This is a genomic window from Microbispora bryophytorum (assembly GCF_043197435.1).
In the GTDB taxonomy this organism is placed as follows: Bacteria; Actinomycetota; Actinomycetes; order Streptosporangiales; family Streptosporangiaceae; genus Microbispora; species Microbispora bryophytorum.
In genome coordinates this window covers 442,449-465,122 of record NZ_JBICTF010000002.1, presented here as the reverse complement: position 1 = coordinate 465,122, position 22,674 = coordinate 442,449, and the positions used below count along the sequence as shown (strand labels likewise).

At 71.2% G+C, this 22,674-nt stretch carries 15 protein-coding genes; 7 read left to right on the top strand and 8 right to left on the bottom strand.

Annotated features, from left to right (window positions below):
- Positions 1 to 49 precede the first annotated feature (49 nt).
- Both ACGFIB_RS07065 and ACGFIB_RS07060 read left to right on the top strand, forming a co-directional pair.
- The gene (locus tag ACGFIB_RS07065; protein ID WP_393369190.1) at positions 50 to 1,246 is read left to right on the top strand and encodes a cytochrome P450; all 1,197 of its coding nucleotides are present in this window, start codon (positions 50 to 52) and stop codon (positions 1,244 to 1,246) included.
- Between the two features lie 19 nt (positions 1,247 to 1,265).
- Entirely contained in the window at positions 1,266 to 1,460 is a 195-nt protein-coding gene (locus ACGFIB_RS07060; protein WP_139573837.1) for a ferredoxin, read from the top strand.
- A 127-nt stretch (positions 1,461 to 1,587) separates the two neighbouring features.
- Here ACGFIB_RS07060 and ACGFIB_RS07055 read toward each other — a convergent pair whose 3' ends face one another.
- From ACGFIB_RS07055 to fbaA, 4 genes are all read right to left on the bottom strand, one after another.
- Positions 1,588 to 2,514 (bottom strand): glycerophosphodiester phosphodiesterase family protein, encoded by a 927-nt coding sequence (locus ACGFIB_RS07055; RefSeq protein WP_393369187.1) that lies wholly within the window; start codon positions 2,512 to 2,514, stop codon positions 1,588 to 1,590.
- A gap of 102 nt (positions 2,515 to 2,616) precedes the next feature.
- Positions 2,617 to 3,900 carry an adenylosuccinate synthase gene (locus ACGFIB_RS07050; protein ID WP_142567776.1) on the bottom strand — a complete coding sequence of 428 codons (1,284 nt, stop codon included), beginning with the start codon at positions 3,898 to 3,900 and terminating at the stop codon, positions 2,617 to 2,619.
- A 216-nt stretch (positions 3,901 to 4,116) separates the two neighbouring features.
- Positions 4,117 to 4,539, bottom strand: coding sequence for a DUF3151 domain-containing protein (locus tag ACGFIB_RS07045; protein WP_142567775.1), 423 nt, complete (start codon positions 4,537 to 4,539; stop codon positions 4,117 to 4,119).
- A 104-nt stretch (positions 4,540 to 4,643) separates the two neighbouring features.
- Positions 4,644 to 5,666 carry a class II fructose-bisphosphate aldolase gene (gene fbaA / locus ACGFIB_RS07040; RefSeq protein ID WP_142567774.1) on the bottom strand — a complete coding sequence of 341 codons (1,023 nt, stop codon included), beginning with the start codon at positions 5,664 to 5,666 and terminating at the stop codon, positions 4,644 to 4,646.
- A gap of 176 nt (positions 5,667 to 5,842) precedes the next feature.
- Here fbaA and ACGFIB_RS07035 point away from each other — a divergent pair, with 176 nt between their 5' ends.
- Together ACGFIB_RS07035 and ACGFIB_RS07030 are read left to right on the top strand one after the other, a co-directional pair.
- Entirely contained in the window at positions 5,843 to 6,523 is a 681-nt protein-coding gene (locus ACGFIB_RS07035) for a DedA family protein (RefSeq protein ID WP_229689460.1), read from the top strand.
- 130 nt (positions 6,524 to 6,653) lie between these two features.
- Entirely contained in the window at positions 6,654 to 7,115 is a 462-nt protein-coding gene (locus tag ACGFIB_RS07030) for a hypothetical protein (protein WP_393369183.1), read from the top strand.
- Here ACGFIB_RS07030 and ACGFIB_RS07025 read toward each other — a convergent pair.
- Positions 7,087 to 7,644, bottom strand: coding sequence for an orotate phosphoribosyltransferase (locus ACGFIB_RS07025; RefSeq protein WP_142567772.1), 558 nt, complete (start codon positions 7,642 to 7,644; stop codon positions 7,087 to 7,089). The two genes, ACGFIB_RS07030 and ACGFIB_RS07025, sit on opposite strands and share 29 nt — an antisense overlap.
- Positions 7,645 to 7,834: 190 nt before the next feature.
- Between ACGFIB_RS07025 and ACGFIB_RS36735 the strand changes: the two genes are divergently transcribed.
- Complete coding sequence (locus ACGFIB_RS36735; protein ID WP_457852306.1) at positions 7,835 to 11,626, top strand: hypothetical protein; 3,792 nt, start codon at positions 7,835 to 7,837, stop codon at positions 11,624 to 11,626.
- A 273-nt stretch (positions 11,627 to 11,899) separates the two neighbouring features.
- A complete protein-coding gene (locus ACGFIB_RS07015) occupies positions 11,900 to 13,888 on the top strand; it encodes an NYN domain-containing protein (protein WP_393369180.1) in 1,989 nt (662 codons plus the stop codon).
- A 232-nt stretch (positions 13,889 to 14,120) separates the two neighbouring features.
- Here ACGFIB_RS07015 and ACGFIB_RS07010 read toward each other — a convergent pair whose 3' ends face one another.
- Together ACGFIB_RS07010 and ACGFIB_RS07005 are read right to left on the bottom strand one after the other, a co-directional pair.
- Positions 14,121 to 14,747, bottom strand: coding sequence for a response regulator (locus ACGFIB_RS07010; protein ID WP_142567769.1), 627 nt, complete (start codon positions 14,745 to 14,747; stop codon positions 14,121 to 14,123).
- 3 nt (positions 14,748 to 14,750) lie between these two features.
- Positions 14,751 to 18,962, bottom strand: coding sequence for a HAMP domain-containing protein (locus ACGFIB_RS07005; RefSeq protein WP_393369177.1), 4,212 nt, complete (start codon positions 18,960 to 18,962; stop codon positions 14,751 to 14,753).
- Between the two features lie 216 nt (positions 18,963 to 19,178).
- Between ACGFIB_RS07005 and ACGFIB_RS07000 the strand changes: the two genes are divergently transcribed.
- Positions 19,179 to 20,654 carry a PP2C family protein-serine/threonine phosphatase gene (locus ACGFIB_RS07000; protein WP_393369174.1) on the top strand — a complete coding sequence of 492 codons (1,476 nt, stop codon included), beginning with the start codon at positions 19,179 to 19,181 and terminating at the stop codon, positions 20,652 to 20,654.
- A 76-nt stretch (positions 20,655 to 20,730) separates the two neighbouring features.
- On the opposite strand, the gene ACGFIB_RS06995 is transcribed toward ACGFIB_RS07000, so the two are convergent.
- Positions 20,731 to 22,584: a S9 family peptidase gene (locus ACGFIB_RS06995; protein ID WP_393369171.1), complete on the bottom strand. Its 1,854-nt coding sequence runs from the start codon at positions 22,582 to 22,584 to the stop codon at positions 20,731 to 20,733.
- Between the last annotated feature and the right edge of the window lie 90 nt (positions 22,585 to 22,674).

Below are 22,674 nucleotides of genomic sequence, written 5' to 3'. Positions count from 1 at the left end.
AGCGGGCCGCTCGACACATCGACCGTTTCCACTCGCACAGGAGCGTGTCATGACAGAGGCGACACCCCGGCTGGCGACTTATCCCCTGACCCGGGAGCGTGCCTTCGATCCACCGGACGAACTGGCACGCCGTCGCGCCGAGGCGCCGGTCCAGCGGATGACGTACGCGGACGGGCACGAGGGCTGGCTGGTGACCGGCTACGCCGAGGCCCGCGCGATCCTGGCCGACAACCGTTTCAGCACCCGGCCCGAACTGCTGCACTCGCCGATCCCCCAGCGTGGCGATTTCCGCGGCGAGCCGCTCACGCCGGGGTTCTTCCTCCGCATGGACGCTCCCGCGCACACCCGCTACCGCCGCCTGCTGACCGGGCAGTTCACCGTGAGGCGGATGAAGCAGCTCGAACCGAGAATCCAGGAGATCACCGAGAGCCGCCTCGACGCCATGGAACGCGAGGGCGCCCCCGCCGACCTCGTCGAGTCCTTCGCGCTGCCCATCCCCTCACTCGTGATCTGCGAACTGCTCGGCGTGCCGTACGAGGACAGGCAGAAGTTCCAGCGTGACTCGGCGGTGCTGCTGGACCTGGGCTCCTCGATGGCGGACATCCGGGCGGCGGTGCAGGACCTGTACTCCTACCTGCACGACCTGGTCACGGCGAAGGCGAAGGAACCCGCCGACGACATACTGAGCGGCCTGGTCGCGGGCGCTGAGCTGACGACCGAGGAGATCGCCGGCGTAGGGCTGCTGCTGCTCATCGCGGGTCATGAGACGACCGCCAACATGCTCGGCCTCGGCACGTTCGCGCTGCTGACGAACCCGGACCAGCTCGCCGTCGTGCGGGACGACCCGGCCGCCGTCGAGAACGCGGTGGAGGAACTGCTGCGCTACCTCAGCATCGTGCACATCGGGCCGACCCGTACGGCCCTGGAGGACGTGGAGGTCGGCGGCGCCCTGATCAGGGCCGGTGAGGCGGTGACGCTGTCCATCGGGGCGGCGAACCGGGACGCCGGGCGGTTCGAGGGCGGCGACGTCCTCGACGTGAGCCGGTCGGCGCACGGGCACCTGAGCTTCGGGCACGGCATCCACCAATGCCTGGGTCAGCAGCTCGCCCGGATCGAGATGCGCATCGCCTATCCCGCCCTGCTGCGCCGCTTCCCCAACCTGCGCCTGGCCGTGCCGGCACGGGAGGTTCCGTTGCGGTCCAATATGGCGATCTACGGTGTGCACCGCCTGTCGGTGCTGTGGTGAGACAAGTGGTGGGAGAACGATGAAGATCAAGGCGGACACCGGACGGTGTATCGGTGCGGGGATGTGTGTGCTCACGCTGCCCCAGGTGTTCGACCAGAGCGAGGACGACGGGACGGTCGTGGTGCTCGACGCCGAGCCTTCGGCGGATGTGGCGCCCGCCGTGAACAGGGCCGTGCAGCTCTGCCCGTCCGGCGCGCTGTCCGTGGAGGAGTGAGTCGCCCGGGGCCGCGCGACGGCGACCGCGCCGGGCAGGGTGCCGGGCAGGGTGCCGCTCGGCTACGTGACGGCGCGGCGCGGGCCGTGCGGGCGGTGCGGGCGGTGTGGCCCCGGGATGCCGGGCTTCAGGCTCCTACGGGGCGGAGCGGGGTCACCGGGTCGGGCAGCGGCAGGCCGCGGGCCTTCCAGAGGCGGCGCATGCGGTCGGGGTAGTCGGTGACGATGCCGGCCACCCCCAGGTCGATCAACCGGGCGGCCTCGTCGGGTTCGTTGACCGTCCACACCACGACCGGCAGGCCCTGCCGGGCCGCTCCGGTCATCAGCGCCTCGTCGACGAGCACGCGGTCGGGGGACAGCGTCGTCGCCCCCACCGCCGCGGCCGCCGCCGCGAGGTCGCCGCCGACCTCGCCGAGGCGGATGCCGTTCATCCAGGCGGGGGTCATCGTGTCGCGCTCGACCAGGGCGTACCGCCGCTCGACCAGCGGCCTGGCGATCTCCAGGATGCGCCAGTCGAAGCTGAGCAGGGCCGCCCTCGACAGCCGGTCGTGCCGGTCGAGCTCGTGCACGACCTCCTCCACGAAGCGGCGCGGGTCGGCGCACAGGTCGGGGCGGGTGGGATCGGACTTCAGCTCGACGTGGAGGCGCACGTCGTCGGCGCCGAGGGCGCCGATCAGGCCGAGCACCGCCCCCAGCGTCGGCATCCGGGTGTCCGGCAGCGGCACCTGCGTGAGCGCGAAGCGGTCGTCCGGCCGCTCGGGCAGCCGTACGCCGACGTCGAGGGTCCGCAACTGGGGCAGCGTGAGCGCGACGATCGGCTTGCCGACGTAGGGGAACATCTCGTCCCCCGGCGCGGCCATGCCCGTGTCGGCGCTGGTCACCGGGGACACGTGCAGGTCGTGAGTGAGCACCAGCTGCCCGTCCGCGGACATGGCGACGTCGAACTCCAGCGCGTCGACCCCCAGCTCCAGCGCGAAGGCCAGGCCGGGCAGGGTGTTCTCGGGCCTCAGGCCCCGGGCTCCGCGATGCCCGTGCAGCTCAACGTATCCATGCACAGCGGCGTACCTTACCGCCTCGGTCGTCCGCGGCCCGGAACCCTCCGGTTCCGGGCGCGTACGCCACCGATCATCAGATAAGGGAGCGAATCCGGATGGTCCTCAGATGAGGGAACGAATCTGGATGGTCTGCGTGCGGCCCGGGCCGACGCCGATGGCCGAGATCGGGGCGCCGCTCATCTCCTCCAGCGCCCTGACGTACGCCTGCGCGTTCGGCGGCAGGTCGTCGAACGTCTTGGCGCTGGTGATGTCCTCCTGCCAGCCGGGCAGCTCCTCGTAGATCGGCGTGGCGTGGTGGAACTCGGTCTGCGTCATGGGGATCTCGTCGTGGCGGACGCCGTCGACGTCGTACGCCACGCAGACCGGGATCCGCTCCAGCCCGGACAGCACGTCGAGCTTGGTCAGGAAGAAGTCGGTCACGCCGTTGATCCGCGTGGCGTACCGCGCGATGACCGCGTCGAACCAGCCGCAGCGGCGGTTGCGGCCGGTGGTCACGCCGTACTCGCCGCCGGTCTGGCGCAGCCAGTCGCCCTGCTCGTCCAGCAGCTCGGTCGGGAACGGCCCCGATCCCACGCGCGTGGTGTACGCCTTGAGGATGCCGATGATCCTGGTCAGGCGGGTCGGCGGGATGCCGGAACCGGCGCAGGCGCCGCCCGAGGTGGGGGAGCTGGAGGTCACGAAGGGGTAGGTGCCGTGGTCGATGTCGAGCAGCGTGCCCTGCCCGCCCTCCAGCAGCACGACCTTGTCCTGGTCGAGCGCCTGCGAGAGCACGAGCGAGGTGTCGGCGATGTGGGGGCGCAGCCGCTCGGCGTAGCCGAGGTACTCCTCCAGCACCTTCGCCGGGTCGAGCCCACGGCGGTTGTAGATCTTGGTGAGGATCTGGTTCTTCTCGCCCACCGCGGCCTCGATCTTCTTGCCGAGGATGCCGGGGTCGAGCAGGTCCTGGACCCGGATGCCCATGCGGTAGATCTTGTCGCCGTACGCCGGGCCGATGCCGCGGCCGGTCGTGCCGATCTTGGCCTTGCCGAGGAAACGCTCGCTGACCTTGTCGATGGCCTTGTGCTGGGGCATGATCAGGTGCGCGCTGGCCGAGATCAGCAGCCGGTCGCAGGAGATGCCCCGCTCGGCCAGCCCGTCGATCTCGCTGAGCAGCACGCCCGGGTCGATGACCACGCCGTTGCCGATCACCGGCACCACGTCGGGCGACAGCACTCCCGTCGGCAGCAGGTGCAACGCGTACTTCTGGTCGCCGATGACGACGGTGTGGCCCGCGTTGTTGCCGCCTTGGTAACGCACGACATAGTCGACGTCGCCGCCCAGAAGGTCGGTGGCCTTCCCCTTGCCCTCATCGCCCCACTGGGCGCCAACGAGAACGACAGCCGGCATGGTTCAACTCCTGCACCAAGACGAAAGCCCCTGACGCAAGCGCGGCAGGGGCCCCTTGCACACAGAGACTACCTGAGGGGCACCCTGACGGTGAACGGAGTCTTAAGCCGCGAGACGGGCCCACGGCTCCGCGCACAGCCCCGTGTACGGCCCTGTTCAGGCAGTTCATCCGGGAGGTCGTCCGACAGTTCGTCCGGGAGGTCGTCCGGGGGTCGTTCAGGAGTTCGCGGTGAGCGCCTGCGCGGCGTCCTGGCTGCTGTCACGCAGGAACTGGGCGCAGCGCTCGGCCTCGTCCTTCTCGCCGATCGCCTGGGCGGCCCGGGCGAGGGCGTTCAGGCAGCGCAGGAAACCCTGGTTCGGCTCGTGCTCCCACGGGATCTGTCCGTGCCCCTTCCAGCCCGCCCGGCGCAGCTGGTCGAGACCCCGGTGGTAGCCGGTGCGGGCGAACGCGTACGAGGTGACGGCGTGACCCGCGGCGAAGTAGTCGTCGGCGAGAGCGGCCCAGGCCGCCGAGTAGGCGGGAAAGCGAGCCGCCACGTCTGCCGCCTTGGCGCCCGACTCGAGCATCTGCCGCGGCTCGGGGGTGTCCGGAAGCAAGGTGGGCGGCGGGCCGGCAAGGAGGTTCTCGTGCGATTCCATGGTGACAGTCTTACCTGTCACGAGCCCGAGGGGTATGGGCCGCCCGGCGGGAACAGAAGATCGATACAAGAATGGATCTTCGTGTTTCCCGCCGGGCCGTTCCCTTACTTGATCCTGGTGCCCGTGGAGTTGAGCTGCTGGCACGCCTCGGCGATGCGCGCGGCCATGCCGGCCTCGGCGGCCTTGCCGTACGCGCGCGGGTCGTAGGCCTTCTTGTTGCCGACCTCGCCGTCGACCTTCAGCACGCCGTCGTAGTTGCGGAAGATGTGGTCCACGATCGGGCGGGTGAAGGCGTACTGCGTGTCGGTGTCGATGTTCATCTTCACCACGCCGTACGAGATCGACTCGCGGATCTCCTCAGCGGTGGAGCCGGAGCCGCCGTGGAAGACCAGGGAGAACGGCTTCTCCTTGCCGTACTTGGCGCCGACGGCGTCCTGGATCTCCTTGAGCACGCTCGGGCGCAGCTTGACGTGGCCCGGCTTGTACACGCCGTGGACGTTGCCGAAGGTGGCGGCCACGATGTAGCGGCCACGCTCGCCCAGCCCGAGGGTCTCGGCGACGGCCAGTGCGTCCTCCGGCGTCGTGTACAGCTTCTCGTTGATCTCGCCGACGACGCCGTCCTCCTCACCGCCGACCACGCCGATCTCGATTTCGAGGACGACCTTGGCGGCGGCGGTCTTGTCGAGCAGCTCGCTGGCGATCTGCAGGTTCTCGTCCAGCGGCACGGCGGAGCCGTCCCACATGTGCGACTGGAACAGCGGGTCCTGGCCGCGCGCGACGCGCTCGGCGGAGATCTCCAGCAGTGGACGGACGAACGAGCCGAGCTTGTCCTTCGGGCAGTGGTCGGTGTGCAGCGCCACCGTCACCGGGTACTTCTCGGCGACCACGCGGGCGAACTCGGCGAACGCCACGGACCCGGTGACCATGTCCTTCACGGTGGTGCCGGAGAGGAACTCCGCGCCACCGGTCGACACCTGGATGATCCCGTCACTTTCCGCCTCCGCGAAGCCGCGCAGCGCGGCGTGCAGGGTCTGCGACGAGGTCACGTTGATCGCCGGGTACGCGAAGCCGCCCGCTTTGGCGCGGTCGAGCATCTCGGCGTAGACCTCTGGAGTCGCGATAGGCATGCGAAGTCATCTCCTTCTGACGGTATGCGGCGTGGCAAGTATCCCGAAGGCCGGGCCGATCGGGAAAGCCGGGTATGTGGCGTGCCCGGAAAGCCGCGGTCATTCCGCGATTCACGGTTTTCCACAGCCCTGCCGCTTCTCAGTCTCATCGCATCCGGGACAGGTAGGCTCGCCCCGTGGACGTGCTCTTGGACCTTCTTGACCCGAAGTGGTGGCTGAGCATGCTCGGCGCCTTCGCGACGATCGGCGTCATCGCCATCGTATTCGCCGAGACGGGGTTGCTCGTCGGGTTCTTCCTGCCCGGTGACTCGCTGCTGGTGACCGCTGGAATTTTCAGCACCGCCGCCGCCGCGAAGGGATTCGGGATCGCGCCTCTGTCGCTGCCCACTCTGCTGATCGGCGCGCCGCTGGCGGCGATAGCGGGAGCGCAGCTGGGCCACCTCCTGGGGGCGAAGGTCGGCAGGAGGATGTTCGACAAGCCGGACTCCCGGCTGTTCAAGAGGGAGCACGTCGAGAAGGCGGAGTACTACTTCGAGAAGTTCGGCCCGGCGAAGGCCGTGGTCGCGGCGCGGTTCATGCCGATCGTCCGCACCTTCATGAACCCGGTGGCCGGCGTGCTGGAGATGGACGCGCGCCGTTTCTTCGTCTGGAACGTCGCCGGCGGTGTCGTCTGGGTCGAGGCCCTGCTGCTGCTCGGCTATTTCCTCGGCAGCAAGGTCGAGGGCATCGACAAATACATCCTTCCCGGGGTCTTCGTCGTCATCCTTCTGTCGGTGATCCCGATCGTGCGCGAGGTCATGAAGAGCCGCCGGAGCGCCACCGCCGCTCCCAAGGGCCGCCACCACGCACCCCGGTAAAGCCGCCGACGGGACGCGCCCGTCCGCCGGCGCCTACGGGGAGCCGGCGGATGACCTGCGGGAAGTCCTGCCGCACGAGAAGTGACCGGTCAGTACTGAGATATGCCTCACACCCGCTACCCTCCCGATTGTGGGACGCCACAGGTCTGATCCCCTTGGCATCGCCAGGCTGGCGCTGGTCGGTCTGGCGGCCGTGCTGCTGCTCGCCGTCATCGTGGTCGGCGCGGGAGCGCTCTTGTCCACGTTCGGCTCGGAGGAGCCCGGCTCCGGCGTGGCCTCCACCCCGTCGGCGCAGCCCTCCGCCGGGTCCTCCGCAGGGCCCTCCGCCGAGCCCTCCGCGCCCCGCGCGCCCACCATCCGCGTGGTTTGCCGGGCCGAACGGTGTCCCGTGTTCGTCCGGGTGCCCGGCGGCGACGTGCTCATCGACCGGGACCTGACCCGGGGCGAGGAGGCGTCCTATTTCCAGCCCGAACTCGACGTCGTCCTCGACGACGCGAGCACGGTCCAGGTCTTCGAGAACGGAACCGTCAGATCCCCCGGGCCGGCCGGTGAGCGGCAGGCGTTCAGTGTGAAGCGATCCGCGGATCAATGAGCGACAGATCGGCGAGCGAGTAGGCGGAGCGGTACGGCACGCCCGTCGCCGCCAGCGCCTCGTCGCCACCCCGGTGCACGATCGTCGCGATGCCCACGACCTGCGCACCGGCCTCGCGCAACGCCTCCACGGCGGTGAGCACGGACCCGCCCGTCGTGGTGGTGTCCTCCACCGCGAGCACCCGGCGCCCGGCGACGTCCGGCCCCTCGATCCTGCGCTGCAGGCCGTGGGCCTTGCCCGCCTTGCGCACCACGAACGCGTCGAGCGTGCGGCCGCGGGCCGCCGCGGCGTGCAGCATCGACGTCGCCACCGGGTCGGCGCCCAGCGTGAGACCGCCGACCGCCTCGTAGCCCAGATCCTCGGTGAGGTCGAGCATCACCCGGCCCACCAGCGGCGCCGCCACACCGTCCAAGGTGATGCGGCGCAGATCGACGTACCAGTCGGCCTCCTTGCCGGAGGACAGCACGACCCGGCCGTGCACGATGCCCTTGTTCTTGATCTCGTCAAGCAGTCTGTCGCGGTCACTCATGAGGCTCAGCGTACGGCCGGTCTCGCGGTGCGGGCCGTACGGGCCGGGACGCCCCGGGTGTGGCGTGCGAAGACTACTGAGAGTAAAGAGGCTCCAGCGGTTTAGCCAGGACATGGACTGCGGAATGTATCGCCGTGCAACTCACCGTAATCGCGAGGTCGCAATGGGTAGAGAAGTCCGGCATGCCGACATGGAACTGCTTGAGGCCGTGCGGGGAGGCGACACGGCGGCCTTCGGAACGCTCTACCGGCGACACTCGGCCGCCGCGCGGTCCCTGGCCCGGCAGGTGGCGCAGAGCGAGGGCACGGTCGAGGACCTCCTCGTCGAGACCTTCGCGAGAGTTCTCGAGGTGGTGCGGCGGGGAGGCGGGCCCGTCTGCGCGTTCCGGCCCTACCTCCTCGCGTCGGTGCGCCGCTACGCTGCCGCCGGAGTGGTCGACCTGGCCGACGGCGACTCCCTCTACGTCGATCCCGAACTCACGGGGCTGGAGCGCTCGCCGCTCGCCCGCGCCTACCGCTCGCTGCCGGAACGCTGGCGCGCGGTGCTGTGGCATGGGGAGATCGAGGGCGGCAGGCCCGCCGACGCGGGTCCGATGCTCGGTCTGTCGGGCAGGGCCACGGCCCTTCTCGCCCGGAAAGCGCGTCAGGGCCTGCGGGAGGCATACCTGCGGTTGCACCTGGAGAGCGCGCCGCGTGCCGAGTGCCGGCCGATCCTGTCGATGATCCTGCGCTATGTCGAGAACGGCCTGCCCAAGCAGGAGGCCGGTGCGGTCGACGCCCACGTGGCCGAGTGCATCGACTGCCGGTCGGTCTTCCTCCAGCTGGTCGATCTCACGCAGGAACTGCGGGCCGTCGTCGGTCAGCTCGTCGCCGGGCCGGCCGTGGACGACTACCTCGCCGACCTCGCCACTTCGGCCGCCACGGGAGCACGGCCGTACGGGGGCATGACGAGCCGCATGAGCGGGCGCGGTTCGAACGGCTGGGCGGACGGCAGGCTGGGTGGCGGGTTGGGCAGCGGGTTGGGGAGCAGGGCGCAGGCGCGGCTGGAAGCCGTGCGTCATCACATGGGGGCGTTGGCGAGCCGCGCGGACCGCATGAGGGGGGCCGGGCGGACCGCCCAGGGCGGGACGGGCCCGGCAGGGCGTGCGCGTGGACGGGCGGGCGCGCTGCTGCGAGGGGCGTACGCCAGGGCTCGGACGACGACCCTGCGCGCGTCCGCGAAGGTGCGTGCGGTGCCGGGGGCGGTGTACGGCCGTGCGCGAGTGATCACCAGGCGCGTGTTCGCGAAGGCGGGCCCGAAGGTGGGTGGGGTGCCGCGACTGGCGTTCGCCCGAGCGCGGGCGACGCCGGCGCGGCTGTCCGCACTGGTGCGGAGCGTGCCGACGTCGCATCGGGCGGTGCTGGGAGGCATCGCCGTGGCCGCCCTCGCGACGGCCGCCTTCCTGCTCGTCGCCCAGCCGACGGGCATGATCTTCACCGGCGGCTCGGGAGGGCAGGACGGGACGCGGGCTCTGGACCGTCCGCAGCCTGCGGACAGTGCCTCCCGTTCGCGGGCCGCGACCGGCCACCCCGAATCGACGGGCGCCACGTCTCCCTACGATTCGCCGAGGCCGAGTGCTCAGGAGTCCCGGACGGATGTGAGCGCCCCGACGCCGGAGACCTCGGACGATCCTGCGGCCGTAAGCGGTGCCGACGGGCCTAGCGCGGGCATCGCGCTCGGCATGCCCGAGATCACCGGAAGGGTCACACCCGGTGCCGATCGGCAACCGTCGCGGGAGGAACCCACGGCGCGGGAGAACACAGCACGAGAGGCCACGGCACGAGAGGCCACGGCGCGGGAGGCCATCGCGCGGGAGGCCACGGCACGGGAGAACACGGCACGGGAGAACACGGCACGGGAGAACACGGCGCGGGAAGACAGGGCACGGGAGGCCATCGCGCGGGAGGTCAGAGGTCAGGCCGCCACGGGTCAGGCCGCCAGCGGCCAGACGGCCACGGGGCAGGCGGCCACGGGTCAGGCGGGTAAGGGCCAGGGGGCTAAGGGCCAGGCGGCCACGAGCGCCTCACGGGCCTCCGCCCCGGAACGGCAGCAAGTGCGAGGTCAGCTCTCCCGGGACCCCTACCAGGACCGTCCCGTTCAGGCCCGCGCGCAGGGCAGTACCCAAAGCACCACCCAAAGCACCACCAAAAGCACCACCCAAAGCAGTGGCCAAAGCAGCGTCCGGGCCCGCGCGCAGGGCGGTACCCAAGGCGCTGCCCAGGGCAGTGCCCAAAGCAGTGCCCAGACGCGCGAGCGGGACAGTGCCGGCGGCAGTGCCCGGGGCCGCGGGCAGTCTGAGGCGCGGCAGACGCCGGAGCGGGCTCGGGAGCGAGGTGAGTCGCAGGCAGGCCGCCCGGCCACCGAGCGCGCGCCACTCGTGCGGCCAGGAACCGCACAGGGCCGCTCGCAGGCAGAGGAGCGCGGCCGGGCGGCCCGTGAGCATGTCCGGTCGGGCCAGAGCGGCACCGGACCCCGGAAGGCCGCAGGCGCCGGGAGGAAGGCGAAAGAGACGCTCGTCGTCGCCGTCGATCCGCTCGGCGCCCTGCTGCGCGGCCAGTCCGGGCTCCTCGCCGTACGGCTGCGCAACGCGGGCGACGCGGCCACCGGCGAAGTCGCCGCGACGGTGACCCTCCCGCTCGGCGTCCGTTACCTGGGTCAGGACGGGCGCGGAGGCCCGAGCCGCGCGGCGGGCGGCGGCACGCGGCAGGGGCACGAGCCGAAGCCGGGCGCGGTGGGGCAGAACGGTGCGGTGCGGGAGGACCGTGAGGCGGGCGACGGCGCCGGTCAGGGGCGTGCGCCGGGCGAGCGCGCGGAGCACGGCCGGACGGAAAACGGCGCGGGCGACGGCTGGTCGTGCACGGCGTCGGGCCGCCTGGCACCGGGTAAGGCGGCGCAGGGTAAGGCGGCGCAGGGCAAGGCGGCACAGGGTCAGGTGGTGAGGTGCGTCCGGGGACCGCTCGCCGCCGGCGAGGTGACAGCGATCTTCCTGAAGGTGGCCGTGGCGGCGGACGCTCCCACGGGCCGGGCCTTCACCGTACGCGTGCGGTCGGGGCGGCTGGAGACCACCGCCGAATCGACCGGGGGAGTGCGCGCCTCCGGCGCGGCCGCGCGCTTCGCCGCAGACGGGCGCCTCCTCGCCCGGGTCGTCGGCAACGCGCTCGTGGGCTCCGCCGCGCCGGCCGCTCCCTGCGGAGCCGCCGCGGGCGGCCGGGACTCGGGCGTGAGCGTGCCGATCGACCTCGACAGGGACCCCTCGACGCCTACGTCCAGTTGCGCCGATCTCGGCCTGCCCGCCGGAGGCAAGGTGCTGTGGGCGGGCCTCTACTGGTCGGGCGGCGGCCGGGGGACGGTTCCCCCGGAGGACATCCGGGTGCGCGCGCCGGGGATGCCGGGATACACGACCCTGCGCGCCGCCGAGGTCGCCCGCCGGAATCTGACCAATGGGTCCGGCTATCAGGCGTTCACCGAAGTGACCTCTCTCGTCCGTACGGCGGGTGGGGGCCGCTGGTGGGTCGCGGGCGCCCCAGCGCGTGCGGGAACGGTCCGGCACGCGGCCTGGGGCCTGGTGGTGATGGTCGAGGACGAGCGGCAGCCGTACACGCGGGCCGTGGTCCTGGACGCGGCGGCGGTCATCGGGAGCGGGGAGAAGGCCCTGCGGCTCCCCCTCGACGGCCTCGCCCCGGGCGGCGCGCCCGCGCGGATCGACCTGATGGTGTGGAACGGCGCGGGGGTCAGGGCGGGGGTCGTCACCATGAGTGATCGTGCTCGCGGGGACCGGGAGGACCCGAGCCGGGAGGGCGTCCTGGGCCAAGGAGACGCCGGAGGCGTCGCGGTCGACACGCTCCACGCTCTCCTGGGATCCCACCCCGCACTTCAGCTCGCCACCCGGCGCGACCCTGTCTTCTTCGGCGTCGCGGTCGTGAGCGCGAGAACGTGGTCTTGACAGCTCCCCTCACTGTGGAGAGGGGAATCAGCCGTCGCCGGGGCCGGATTCCCGCTTCATTGCTGGTCGCCTCTTTGCCCGCTTTTCATAACAAATTGGGGGGAGGCGATACATGGACAAACTGGTACGGTCGGCGTGAACGCTTCCGATCCCAGGGTCGTGGGTGTCTCGATTCCTCTACCAGGCGGGCGAGGGCTGAATCGTCGGGAATCACCCTCGCGGGAAGACACGCTTGTCTACCCTGAGAGAGCCACGTAGGAAGGGCGGTGTCGCGTGGATCGCTGCGCGCTGTTCGTTGACGCCGGCTACTTGCTGGCAGACGGCGCGATGGCCGTCCATGGGACCCGCCATCGCGAGGCCGTCTCCTGGGACTATCCGGGCCTGCTGCAGCTCCTGACCAGCTTGTCAAGAGAGCGCACCGGCCTGCCGCTCCTGCGCTGCTACTGGTACGAGGCGACCGTCGAGGGCCGCCGTACGCCGGAGCACGACGTGCTGGCGGACATCCCCGGGCTCAAGCTCCGCCTCGGCCGGATCCGGCCGGGCCGGCGGGAGGGCGTCGACGCCCAGGTCCACCGGGACCTCATGACCCTGGCGCGCAACAACGCGGTCTGCGACGCGGTCGTGGTCAGCGGTGACGAGGACCTCACTCAGGTGGTGAGCGACGCGCAGGACCTCGGTATCCGTGTGACCGTCATGCAGATCGCCGCCGACGGCGCCTGGTCGGCGGCGCGCACCCTGCGGCAGGAGTGCGACGACCTCGTCGAGATCGCGAGCGGCCATCTCCGGCCGTTCGTCGCGATGCTCACCGGAGCGGACCCCGGTCCCGGCCTCGGCAACGGCCAATCCCACGGCAACGGCCAGTCCCACGGCAACGGCCTCGTCCCTCTCTCCCACGGCAACGGTTCGCTGTCCAACGGGACCCACCTCACCGGCTCGCATCAGAACGGGACACCGCCGAACGGGGCACCGCCGAACAGCAGTCAGTCACAGGGGAGCCACGCCGCCGGCCTTCACGGCGGGGCGACCCCGGTGACGGGATCGCACGGCCCCCCCTCGCCGAGCGTGTCGCAGGACCCGGGTGCTTCCGGCCCGGCCTCGAACGTCACTCAGCCGCACGCCATGGGGACACCCGGCATGGGCACCCACAGCGGCGGATCGCACGGCACGGGCCCCCAGGGGACCGGAACTCACGCGAACGGCATCCACGCGAGCGGCGCCCCCCAGGGAAGCGGCCTTGAGGGAGCCGGCGCCCAGGGGACCGGCACCCACGGCAGCCAGGGGACCGGTCTTCAGGGAACCGGCGGGCATGGCTCCCAGGGAAGCGGTCTTGAGGGGACCGGTATCCACGCGAACGGCGCTCAAGGACCCGGCCTTCAGGGAACCGGCGGGCATGGCGCCCAGGGAGCCGGTTTCGAGGGAACCGGTACTCACGCGAACGGCGCCCAGGGAGCCGGCACCCACGGCACCCAGGGAACGGGTCTTCAGGGAACCGGTGGGCATGGTGCCCAGGGAAGCGGTCTTGAGGGGACCGGTATCCACGGGAATGGCGCTCAGGGAGCCGGTCTTCAGGGAACCGGCGGGCACGACACTGGCGCACACGGCACTGGGGGGCACGGCACTGGAGGACACGGCACTGGGGGACACAGCGGCGGGCGGTCCTCCGCCGCCCACGCGCGTCCGGCCCTTCCCGCGCAGCCGTCCCCGCCGGTCTACAACGGCTACTCGCCGGAGTCCCCGCAGCCGCCCGTGCAGCCCTCTCAGCAGCAGCGCCAGGCTCAGCCGCCCGGGAATACTCCGCTGCCGGCTCCGCCGGCGTCCGCCGCGGCGTCGCCGCCCTCGGGAGTTCAGACGCCGCCGAGCAGCCCGGTGCAGAGCCAGTATGGCTCCGGTGCCTCCGGGAGCCAGTACGGTTCGGGTCCCGCCGGAGGCCAGTACGGCTCCGGCTACTCCCCCTCCCAACTGGGGCCGTACACGGGGCCGCAGCCCGCGCCGGTGCCGATCCACACGGGAGGGACCACGACGCTCGCCGAGGCGGTGAAGGCGGCGCACAAGGAGGGCCACGACTTCGGCGAGTCGGTCGCCAGGGACGCCCCCGCGCTGTGGCTGGAGGCCGTGCTCGCCCGCAAGCCCCGGATGCCGTCCGATCTCGAGGCTCGCCTGCTGCAGGGGTCCTCGCTGCCGATCGACTTCCTGCTGCACGACGAGGTCCGGCACGCCCTGCGCCGCGGCTTCTGGGACGCCCTGGAGCGTGCCCGCCGCTGACCGGGCGTCCGTGACGGTCCCGCCCGGCTGAGCCGGGGGAAGAGCGGAGCGGGTGTGCCGGGGAAGAGCAGAGCGGGCATGCCGAGGGAGAGCGGCGTGGGCGTGCCGCCACGCCCACGCTTACCCTGACCCAGGCGAAGGCGAAGGCGAAGGCGAAGGCGAAGGCGAAGGCGAAGGCGAAGGCGAAGGCGCCCCGTCCCCCGGCCTTGCTGAACGGGGCGCGTACGCGATGTCAGCCCAGGGCGTCGAAGCCGGCCCGAAGGTGGGAGACGCGCTCGCCCAGCTCGGCGACGGCACCCTTCAGGGGCGTGTCACCGGACTTGTCCGCCAGGTCCCGCACCCGCCGCAGCTCGTCCTCGACGGCGGTGACGCGGCTGGACAGTTCGGCCAGTACGGAAGTGTGGTCGCCGCCGCCCGGAAGCTCGTTCGACAGGCGTTCGCGCAGCAGCGCCGCCTGCTCGGCGAGCCGCCGGTTCATCGTGTAGAGCTCCACGAACACGGCGACCTTGGCGCGCAGCACCCAGGGGTCGAACGGTTTGGTGAGGTAGTCCACGGCTCCGGCGGCGTACCCGCGGAAGGCGTAGTCGGGGGCGCTGTCGACCACGGTCAGGAAGATGATCGGGATGTTCCTGGTGCGCTCTCTCCGCTTGATGTGCGCGGCGGTCTCGAAGCCGTCCATGCCCGGCATGCGCACGTCGAGCAGGATCAGCGCGAAGTCGGTCGCCAGGAGGGCCTTCAGCGCCTCCTCTCCGGACCGGGCCCGCACGGGCAGCACGTCCAGGGAGCTGAGGATCGCCTCCAGGGCGATCAGGTTCTCTTCGCGGTCGTCGACCAGCAGGACCCTGGCGCGGTCAGGCATCGATCATGCCTCCTGGGAGTCTCGGGCCTCTGGGGACAGCACGCCCCTCGTTCGTTCTGTTCCCCCGTTGCGGCCGCGCATGAGCCATCCACGCAACCGTTCGAGCAGCCGGTCGACGTCGACGGGCTTGGGCACGTAGTCGGAGGCGCCCGACGCGATGCTCTTCTCGCGGTCTCCCCGCATGACCTTCGCCGTCAGCGCGATGATCGGCAGGTCGGCGAACTGCGGCATCGTGCGGATCGCCGAGGTCGTGGCCCAGCCGTCCATCTCGGGCATCATGATGTCCATCAGCACGAGCGCCACGTCCTCGTTGCGTTCGAGCTGCTCGATGCCCTCGCGGCCGTTCTCGGCGTACACGACGGTCGAGCCGTGCCGCTCCAGCACGCTGGTCAGCGCGAAGACGTTGCGGATGTCGTCGTCCACGATGAGGATCTTGGCCCCGGACAGCGGGTCGTCCCCCTGCCAGTCGTGGCCGTCCACCAGCGGCGTGTACTGGGGGACCGGCAGATCGGTCGGGAGAGGGATCTCCGGGAGGATGTCCTTGATGTGCAGGTCGGGCACCACGTCGACGCGGCTGTCCGGCTCCACGGGCGTGGCGATCGCGCCGCCGTCGGGTGCGGCGAGCGGCCCCGAGTAGCTCGGGGGCAGGTACAGCGTGAAGGTGCTGCCCTCTCCGGGAGCGCTCTGGACGTGGATCTCGCCGCCGAGGAGACGGGCGATCTCCCGGCAGATCGACAGGCCGAGGCCGGTGCCGCCGTATTTGCGGCTGGTCGTGCCGTCGGCCTGGCGGAACTGCTCGAAGATCACTTCGAGCTTGTCCGGCGCGATGCCGATGCCGGTGTCGACGACCTTGAAGGCCAGCATGTCCTCCTGCGATCCCTGCAGTTTCTCGTCAACGTACGGCACGTTGGCGGGCGCGTGGGTGACTTCCAGCCTGACCTCGCCCTCGTGGGTGAACTTCACCGCGTTGGACAGCAGGTTGCGCAGCACCTGCTGCAGCCGCTGCTCGTCGCTGCGCAGGTCGTTGGGCACGGAGGGGTCGACCTGAACGGTGAACGACAGGCCCTTGTCCTGCGCGAGCGGCGCGAAGGTGGCCTCCATGTAGTCGACCAGCGCGGACAGCGACATCGCCTGCGGGTGGATGTCCATGCGGCCCGCCTCGACCTTGGACAGGTCGAGGATGTCGTTGATGAGCTGCAGCAGCGCGGAGCCGGCGTCGTGGATCGTCCGGGCGAACTCGACCTGCTGCGAGGTCAGGTTGCCCTCGGTGTTCTCCGTCAGCAGCTTGGCGAGCACGAGCAGGCTGTTCAGCGGGGTGCGCAGCTCGTGGGACATGTTCGCCAGGAACTCGGACTTGTAGCGCGAGGACACCGCCAGCTGCTCGGCCCGCTCCTCCAGCGTCCGTCGGGCCTGCTCGATCTGGAAGTTCTGGATCTCGATGGCACGGTTCTGCTTGGCCAGCAGCGCCGCCTTGTCCTCCAGCTCGGCGTTGGACCGCCGCAGCTCCTCCTGCTGGCGCTGGAGCTCGTCGGAGCGCTCCTGCAGCTCGATCGCGAGCCGCTGCGACTCGGTGAGCAGGTCCTCGGTCCGGGAGTTGGCCATGATCGTGTTGATCGTGACGCCGATGGTCTCGACGAGCTGGGTGAGGAACGCCAGGTGCACCTCGCTGAACTGCCTGAACGAGGCCATCTCCAGGACGCCGAGCACCTTGTTCTCGAAGAGGATCGGCAGTACGACGATCTGCGCCGGGTTCGACCGGCTGAGCCCGGTCTCGACCGTGATCGAGTCGACCGGCACGCCCTCCAGGATGACCTGCTTGGCCTCCAGCGCGGACTGGCCGATGATCCCCTCGCCCAGCTCGAAGCGCGGCTTGGGGGCCGATCCCGGCTGGATGCCGTAGCCGGCGATGAGGTTGAGCCGGCCGTCGTTGTACAGGTAGCAGGCGCCGTGGCTGGCCGAGACGAGCGGGGTGAGCTCGCTCATGATCAGCCGAGCGACCTCGATCAGGTCGCGGTGGCCCTGCATCAGGCGCGAGATCCGGGCCAGGTTGGACTTGAGCCAGTCCTGCTCCTGGTTGGTCTTGGTCGTCTGGCGCAGGGTGGCGACCATCGTGTTGATGTTGTCCTTGAGCTGGGCCAGCTCGCCCGGAGCCTCCACGGTGATCGACCGGGTGAGGTCGCCCCTGGCGACGGCGCTGGTCACCTCGGCGATGGCGCGCACCTGGGTGGTCAGGTTGCCGGCCAGTTCGTTCACGCTCTCGGTGAGCCGCTTCCAGGTGCCCTCGACGCCCTCGACGCGGGCCTGGCCGCCGAGCTGGCCCTCCGAGCCGACCTCGCGGGCGACGCGGGTCACCTCGGAGGCGAAGGACGACAGCTGGTCGACCATGGTGTTCATGGTGCTCTTGAGCTGGAGGATCTCGCCCTGGGCGTCGACGTCGATCTTGCGGGTCAGATCGCCGTTGGCGACGGCGGTGGTGACCTGGGCGATGTTGCGCACCTGGTAGGTGAAGTTGTTGGCCATCGAGTTGACGTTGTCGGTGAGGTCCTTCCAGACGCCCGACACGCCTGGGACGCGCGCCTGGCCGCCCAGCCGGCCCTCGGTGCCGACCTCGCGGGCGACGCGGGTCACCTCGTCGGCGAAGGCGGACAACTGGTCCACCATCGTGTTCATCGTGTCCTTGAGCTCCAGGATCTCGCCCTGGGCGTCCACGGTGATCTTCTTGGACAGGTTGCCCTGCGCCACGGCGGTGGAGACGACGGCGATCTGACGGATCTGCGACGTCAGGTTGTTGGCCATGAAGTTGACGTTGTCGGTGAGGTCCTTCCAGATGCCGGACACGCCGCGCACCTGCGCCTGGCCGCCCAGCCGGCCCTCGGTGCCGACCTCGCGGGCGACGCGGGTCACCTCGGAGGCGAAGGACGACAGCTGGTCGACCATCGTGTTCATGGTGCTCTTGAGTTCGAGCATCTCGCCCTGGGCGTCGACGTCGATCTTGCGGGTGAAGTCGCCGTTGGCGACGGCGGTGGTGACCTGGGCGATGTTGCGCACCTGGTAGGTCAGGTTGTTGGCCATCGAGTTGACGTTGTCGGTGAGGTCCTTCCAGACGCCCGACACGCCCTTCACCTCGGCGCGGCCGCCCAGCTTGCCCTCGGTGCCCACTTCGCGGGCGACACGGGTGACCTCGTCGGCGAACGCCGAGAGCTGGTCGACCATCGTGTTGAGGGTCTCCTTGAGCTCCAGGATCTCGCCCTGGGCGTCCACGGTGATCTTCCGGGACAGATCGCCCTTGGCCACGGCGGTGGAGACGACGGCGATCTGCCGCACCTGGGAGGTCAGGTTGTTGGCCATGAAGTTGACGTTGTCGGTGAGGTCCTTCCAGACGCCCGACACCCCGCGCACCTGCGCCTGGCCGCCCAGCTTGCCCTCGGTGCCCACTTCGCGGGCCACCCGGGTGACCTCCTCGGCGAACGCCGATAGCTGGTCGACCATCGTGTTGACGGTGTGCTTGAGCTCGAGCATCTCGCCGACCGCGTCGACGGTGACCTTGCGGCTCAGGTCGCCCCGCGCGACGCCGGTCGTCACCTCGGCGATGTCGCGGACCTGCGCCGAGACGCGGTCGGACATCGTGTTGACGGCCTCGGTGAGGTCGCGCCAGCTTCCCGACATGCCGCGCAGGTTGGCCCGGCCGCCCAGCTTGCCCTCGGTGCCGAGGTCGCGGGTGACCCGCGTCACCTCCGAGGTGAACAGCGAGAGCTGGTCGACCATGCCGTTGATGGCCTTGCCCAGGCGGCGTACCTCGCCCCGGGCCGCGCGGTCCACGTCGATCCGGCGGGACAGGTCGCCCTTGGCGACCGCGTCGATCACGTCGGCGGCGCCGCTGACCGGCGTCACAATGGCGTCGATGAGGTCGTTGACCGAGCCCACGCTCTCCGCCCACGCGCCGACGCCCGGCCCGGGGCTCAGCCGTTCGGTGAAACGGCCCTCCTTGACGATCTCGCGTCGCACCCGGGCCAGCTCGTTGGCCAGGTGTTCGCGCCGGTCCGCGACCTCGTTGAGCAGCAGCCGGATCTCGCTGAGGACTCCCGGCGGGGCGTGGGAGACGCGGCGGCGGAAGTCGCCGTCACGCCATGTGATAAGCGTCTCAAGGAAGGGAACGAGATCGGATTCGCGGTAGACCCGTTCGGTCCCGGCCAGCTCGGCGTTGGCGGGCGACATTTAGCCTCCTTTACCCCGACGGGGCTGACGCGACCAAGGCGTAGGGCTTCGTACGGCCTGTCAAGCCGCGGACTCCATGCCAGTCTGTCACGTTCCGTGGGGTGCGGGGCCCCCTTGCTTGACCCAAGGTCGGCCGGGAGTGTGGTAAGCACAATGGTGGTGTCAACTAGTCCCCGAGCCGTCCTGGCGGCGTCCTTCACGCCAAGTGAGACGGCTGTGCCCGAAGTGAAGCGGTTCACGCGCGAGGTGATGACGGCGTGGGCCGCCATGTCCGTGTACCCCGAGGCCGAGCGTCTGGTACGAGAACTGGTCGCGGAGTCGGTCGGCGCGCCCTTCGAGGTCGTGTGGCTCCACCACGGCGAGTCCATCCAGGTGGAGGTGCGGGAGAAGACGGACGGCCAGGACTTCGGGCCGCCGGCCGACGCCGTCGCGTGGGGCGTCACGTTCACCTCGTCGTTGCGCACCCGCTGGGCCCGCCTGGAACTTCCGGGCGGGGAGCCGGTGCAGAGCGACGAATGGCTGCTTGAGGCCGCACACGGCCCGGGCTGGCTGGGCTTCCTCGCGGACGCGAGCGATCTGCTCGCGGGCACGCTCAACCCGGACATGGTCCCGGCGATCATCGCGCAGATCGTGGTGCCGCGCCTGGCGAGCTGGTGTGCCGTCTACACCGACCAGGACGGGCTGGGCGAGCTGCGGCCCGCCTATCTCTGGCACGCTGACGAGACCCAGATCGACGTCATGCGCGACGAGCTGGAGGAGATCGCGCTGCCGGCGGACGACGCCCCCGCCGTGCTGCCGATGAGCGAATGGCAGGCGCTGGCCTACCCGCTGACCGCCCGGGGGCGGCGGCTCGGCGTGATGTGCCTGGGCCGGCGCGACCGCTTTCCCGACGAGGCCATGCAGATCGCCGAGGACCTCAGCCGGCGTGCGGCGCTCGCGCTCGACAACGCCCGGTTGTACGCGCAGCAGGCGGCGGCCAACAGGGCGCTGCAGCGCAGCCTCCTGCCCCCCGACGAGCCCACGACCCCCGGGCTCGACTTCCATGTCATCTACGAGCCGGCCGGGGAGAACAACGAGGTCGGCGGCGACTTCTACGACCTGTTCCCGATCGCGGAGGGCGTCTGGCGCTTCGCGATCGGCGACGTCTGCGGCACCGGGCCCGAGGCCGCCGCGGTCACCGGGCTGGCCCGTCACACGCTCCGCCTGCTCGCCCGCGAGGGGTACGGCGTGGCCGCCGTCGTGGGCCGGCTCAATCAGGCCATCCTGGAGGAGGGGGAGCGCGCCCGCTTCCTGACGCTGCTGCACGGCCAGATCACGGTCACTCCGGAAGGACTCGACATCCGCCTCGTCTCGGCCGGGCATCCCGAGGCCCTGCGGCTGCGGCCGAACGGCGTCGTCGAGGTCGTCGCCTCGCCGCAGTCGCTGCTCGGGGTATTCCCCGAGGCCAAGTTCCAGGAGGACAACCTGCGGCTCACCCCGGGCGACGTGCTGCTGGGCGTGACCGACGGGGTGACCGAGCGGCGGTCCGGCGGCCGGCTGCTCGACGACGACGGCGGCCTGGCCAAGCTGCTGGCGGAGTGCATCGACCTGTCCGCCCGCGCGGTGGCCGAGCGCATCCGCCGCGCCGTGCAGGACTTCGCGCCCGAGCCGAGCGCCGACGACCTGGCCATCCTCGTCCTGCGCGCCCCCTAGTCCTGGGCCTGATCTCGTCGGCGACATCGTGCGAGGGCCTGCTCGTAGGTCATCACCGAGCCGTGCTCGCGGGTCGTCACTGAGCCGACGGCTGCTCGCGGGCGGACAGGGCGCGGACGGCGAAGTCGATGGACGCGGTCATCTGGTGCACGCGCTCCTCCACTCTCGGCGTGCCCGGTCCGGTGTCGTACCGGTAGACGGACGCCTCCCTGCCGTGGTCGGCCAGGGCCCGCACGTAGTGCTCCACCTGCCGTGCCGGGCAGCGCGGGTCGTTCGCCCCCATGAGAATCAGCAGCGGGGCCTCCACCATGTCGGCGTAGGTGATCGGGGAGGACGCGGCGTACCGTTCGGGCACCTCGGCCGGTGAGCCGCCCAGCAGCGCCCGGTGCGCCGCGCGCAGGCACTCGGCCTCGTCCTCGTACGCCGCCGCGTGGTCGGCGATGGGCACGGCGGCGATGCCCGCCGTCCACGCCTTCGGCTGGGTGCCGAGTGCCAGCAGGGTCAGGTAACCGCCCCACGCCGTGCCGGCGAGCACCAGGCGGTCGGGGTCGGCGATGCCGCGCTCCACCGCCCACTCGCGCACCGCCGTCACGTCGGCCAGCTCGATGTGGCCGACCTCGCCGCGCAGGGCGTCGCGCCAGGCCGAGCCGTAGCCGGACGAGCCGCGGTGGTTCACCCTGATCACCGCGAAACCGCTGTCGACCCACGCGGCGACCTGCGGCCGGAACGAGTCGTCGTCCTGGCCGCCCAGGCCGCCGAACCCCGGCAGCACGCTGCGCAGGAGGAACACGGTCGGGTACGGCGCGGCCACCCGCTCCGGCCGGGAGACGAGGGCGTGGATGCGCCCGCCGGGGCCCTCCACGTCGATGTCCTCAAGCGGCACGGACGGCGGCGGTGTGCGCCCGGGGCTGAAGACCACGTGGCCGTTGCTCGACTTGACGACCGGCGGGTGGGCGGCGCTGGACCAGGCGTATTCGACGGTGCCGTCGGGGCGCGGCGCGGCCGCCTCGATCACCCCGTGCGGGCTCTCGATCGGGGTGAGGCCGCCCCCGGCGAGGTCGTAGCGGAGCAGCTCCGTGCGTCCCCGCTGGTTGTGGATGATGAGCAGCGCCCGGCCGTCGTCGTACCAGTCCGCGGAGATCTCGCCGCGCATAGGCAGCCAGATCTCCCGCTGCTCGCCGGTCACCGGGTCCCAGACGAGCGGTTCGCGGCGGCCCCGGCGCTCGTGCAGGAGGAGCAGGCGCCGGTCGCCGGGGACGGGGGCGAACCTGCCGCCGGTCAGGCCCCTGCCCGGTCCGTCGTCCAGCTCGGCGACCGTCGCGCCGTTCGCCCTGATGACCCGTATGGCCGGGTGCAGGACGTCGCCGTGCTCGCTGTGGTGAACGGCGATGAGCGATCCGTCGAGCGACATGTCCGCGACCGCGGCGTACTCGTGGTGGCGATACAGCGTGACCGGCTCGTTCCCGGGCCTGGCCAGCAGGATCTCGAAGCCGTCCCGGGAGGAGCGGCCGACGGCCGCGGCGCCGTCCGAGGAGAGCGCGAGCCCGCAGGGGTGGCCGGGCGGCATGGCCAGGGGCACGTCCGGGCCGCCGTGGAACGGCTGGCGCGACCACACGCCGTGCCCGTCGTCGTGCCCGTCGTCGTGCCCGTCGCCGTCCGTGTCGCTTCGGGCGTCGCCGTGAGTGTCGCCGTGGGCGTCGCCGAACCACCAGATCCACTGGCCGGTGGGGTCGATCGCGCCGTACCGGGTGCCGCGGGGGCGGTCAGTGACCTGGCGGGTCTGGCCGCTCGCCCGGTCCCAGGCATAGATCTCCCAGAAGCCGGAGGCGTTGCCGCGGTAGACGGCACGCTGCGGCGCCTGGCGTGCCCACGTGGGTAGGGTCACCCGCGGTGCCCGGAACCTGGCCTGCCAGCGTTCCTCGGCCTTCATGCCGGCCCTCCCCTGCGCTCCTACGGGGTCGGGTTCAGTATGTCTCGCCACTCGCGACAATGCCTCACAAATGGGCGATGTCGGGCCGTG

Excerpts from the sequence above, each read along its gene's own strand:
- ACGFIB_RS07045 (WP_142567775.1), bottom strand. The coding sequence starts at position 4,539 with ATGGAATCGCACGAGAACCTCCTTGCCGGCCCGCCGCCCACCTTGCTT.
- ACGFIB_RS06995 (WP_393369171.1), bottom strand. The coding sequence starts at position 22,584 with ATGAAGGCCGAGGAACGCTGGCAGGCCAGGTTCCGGGCACCGCGGGTG.
- ACGFIB_RS07065 (WP_393369190.1), top strand. The coding sequence starts at position 50 with ATGACAGAGGCGACACCCCGGCTGGCGACTTATCCCCTGACCCGGGAG.
- ACGFIB_RS07010 (WP_142567769.1), bottom strand. The coding sequence starts at position 14,747 with ATGCCTGACCGCGCCAGGGTCCTGCTGGTCGACGACCGCGAAGAGAAC.
- ACGFIB_RS07050 (WP_142567776.1), bottom strand. The coding sequence starts at position 3,900 with ATGCCGGCTGTCGTTCTCGTTGGCGCCCAGTGGGGCGATGAGGGCAAG.
- ACGFIB_RS07025 (WP_142567772.1), bottom strand. The coding sequence starts at position 7,644 with ATGAGTGACCGCGACAGACTGCTTGACGAGATCAAGAACAAGGGCATC.
- ACGFIB_RS07005 (WP_393369177.1), bottom strand. The coding sequence starts at position 18,962 with ATGTCGCCCGCCAACGCCGAGCTGGCCGGGACCGAACGGGTCTACCGC.
- ACGFIB_RS07060 (WP_139573837.1), top strand. The coding sequence starts at position 1,266 with ATGAAGATCAAGGCGGACACCGGACGGTGTATCGGTGCGGGGATGTGT.
- ACGFIB_RS36735 (WP_457852306.1), top strand. The coding sequence starts at position 7,835 with ATGGAACTGCTTGAGGCCGTGCGGGGAGGCGACACGGCGGCCTTCGGA.
- fbaA (WP_142567774.1), bottom strand. The coding sequence starts at position 5,666 with ATGCCTATCGCGACTCCAGAGGTCTACGCCGAGATGCTCGACCGCGCC.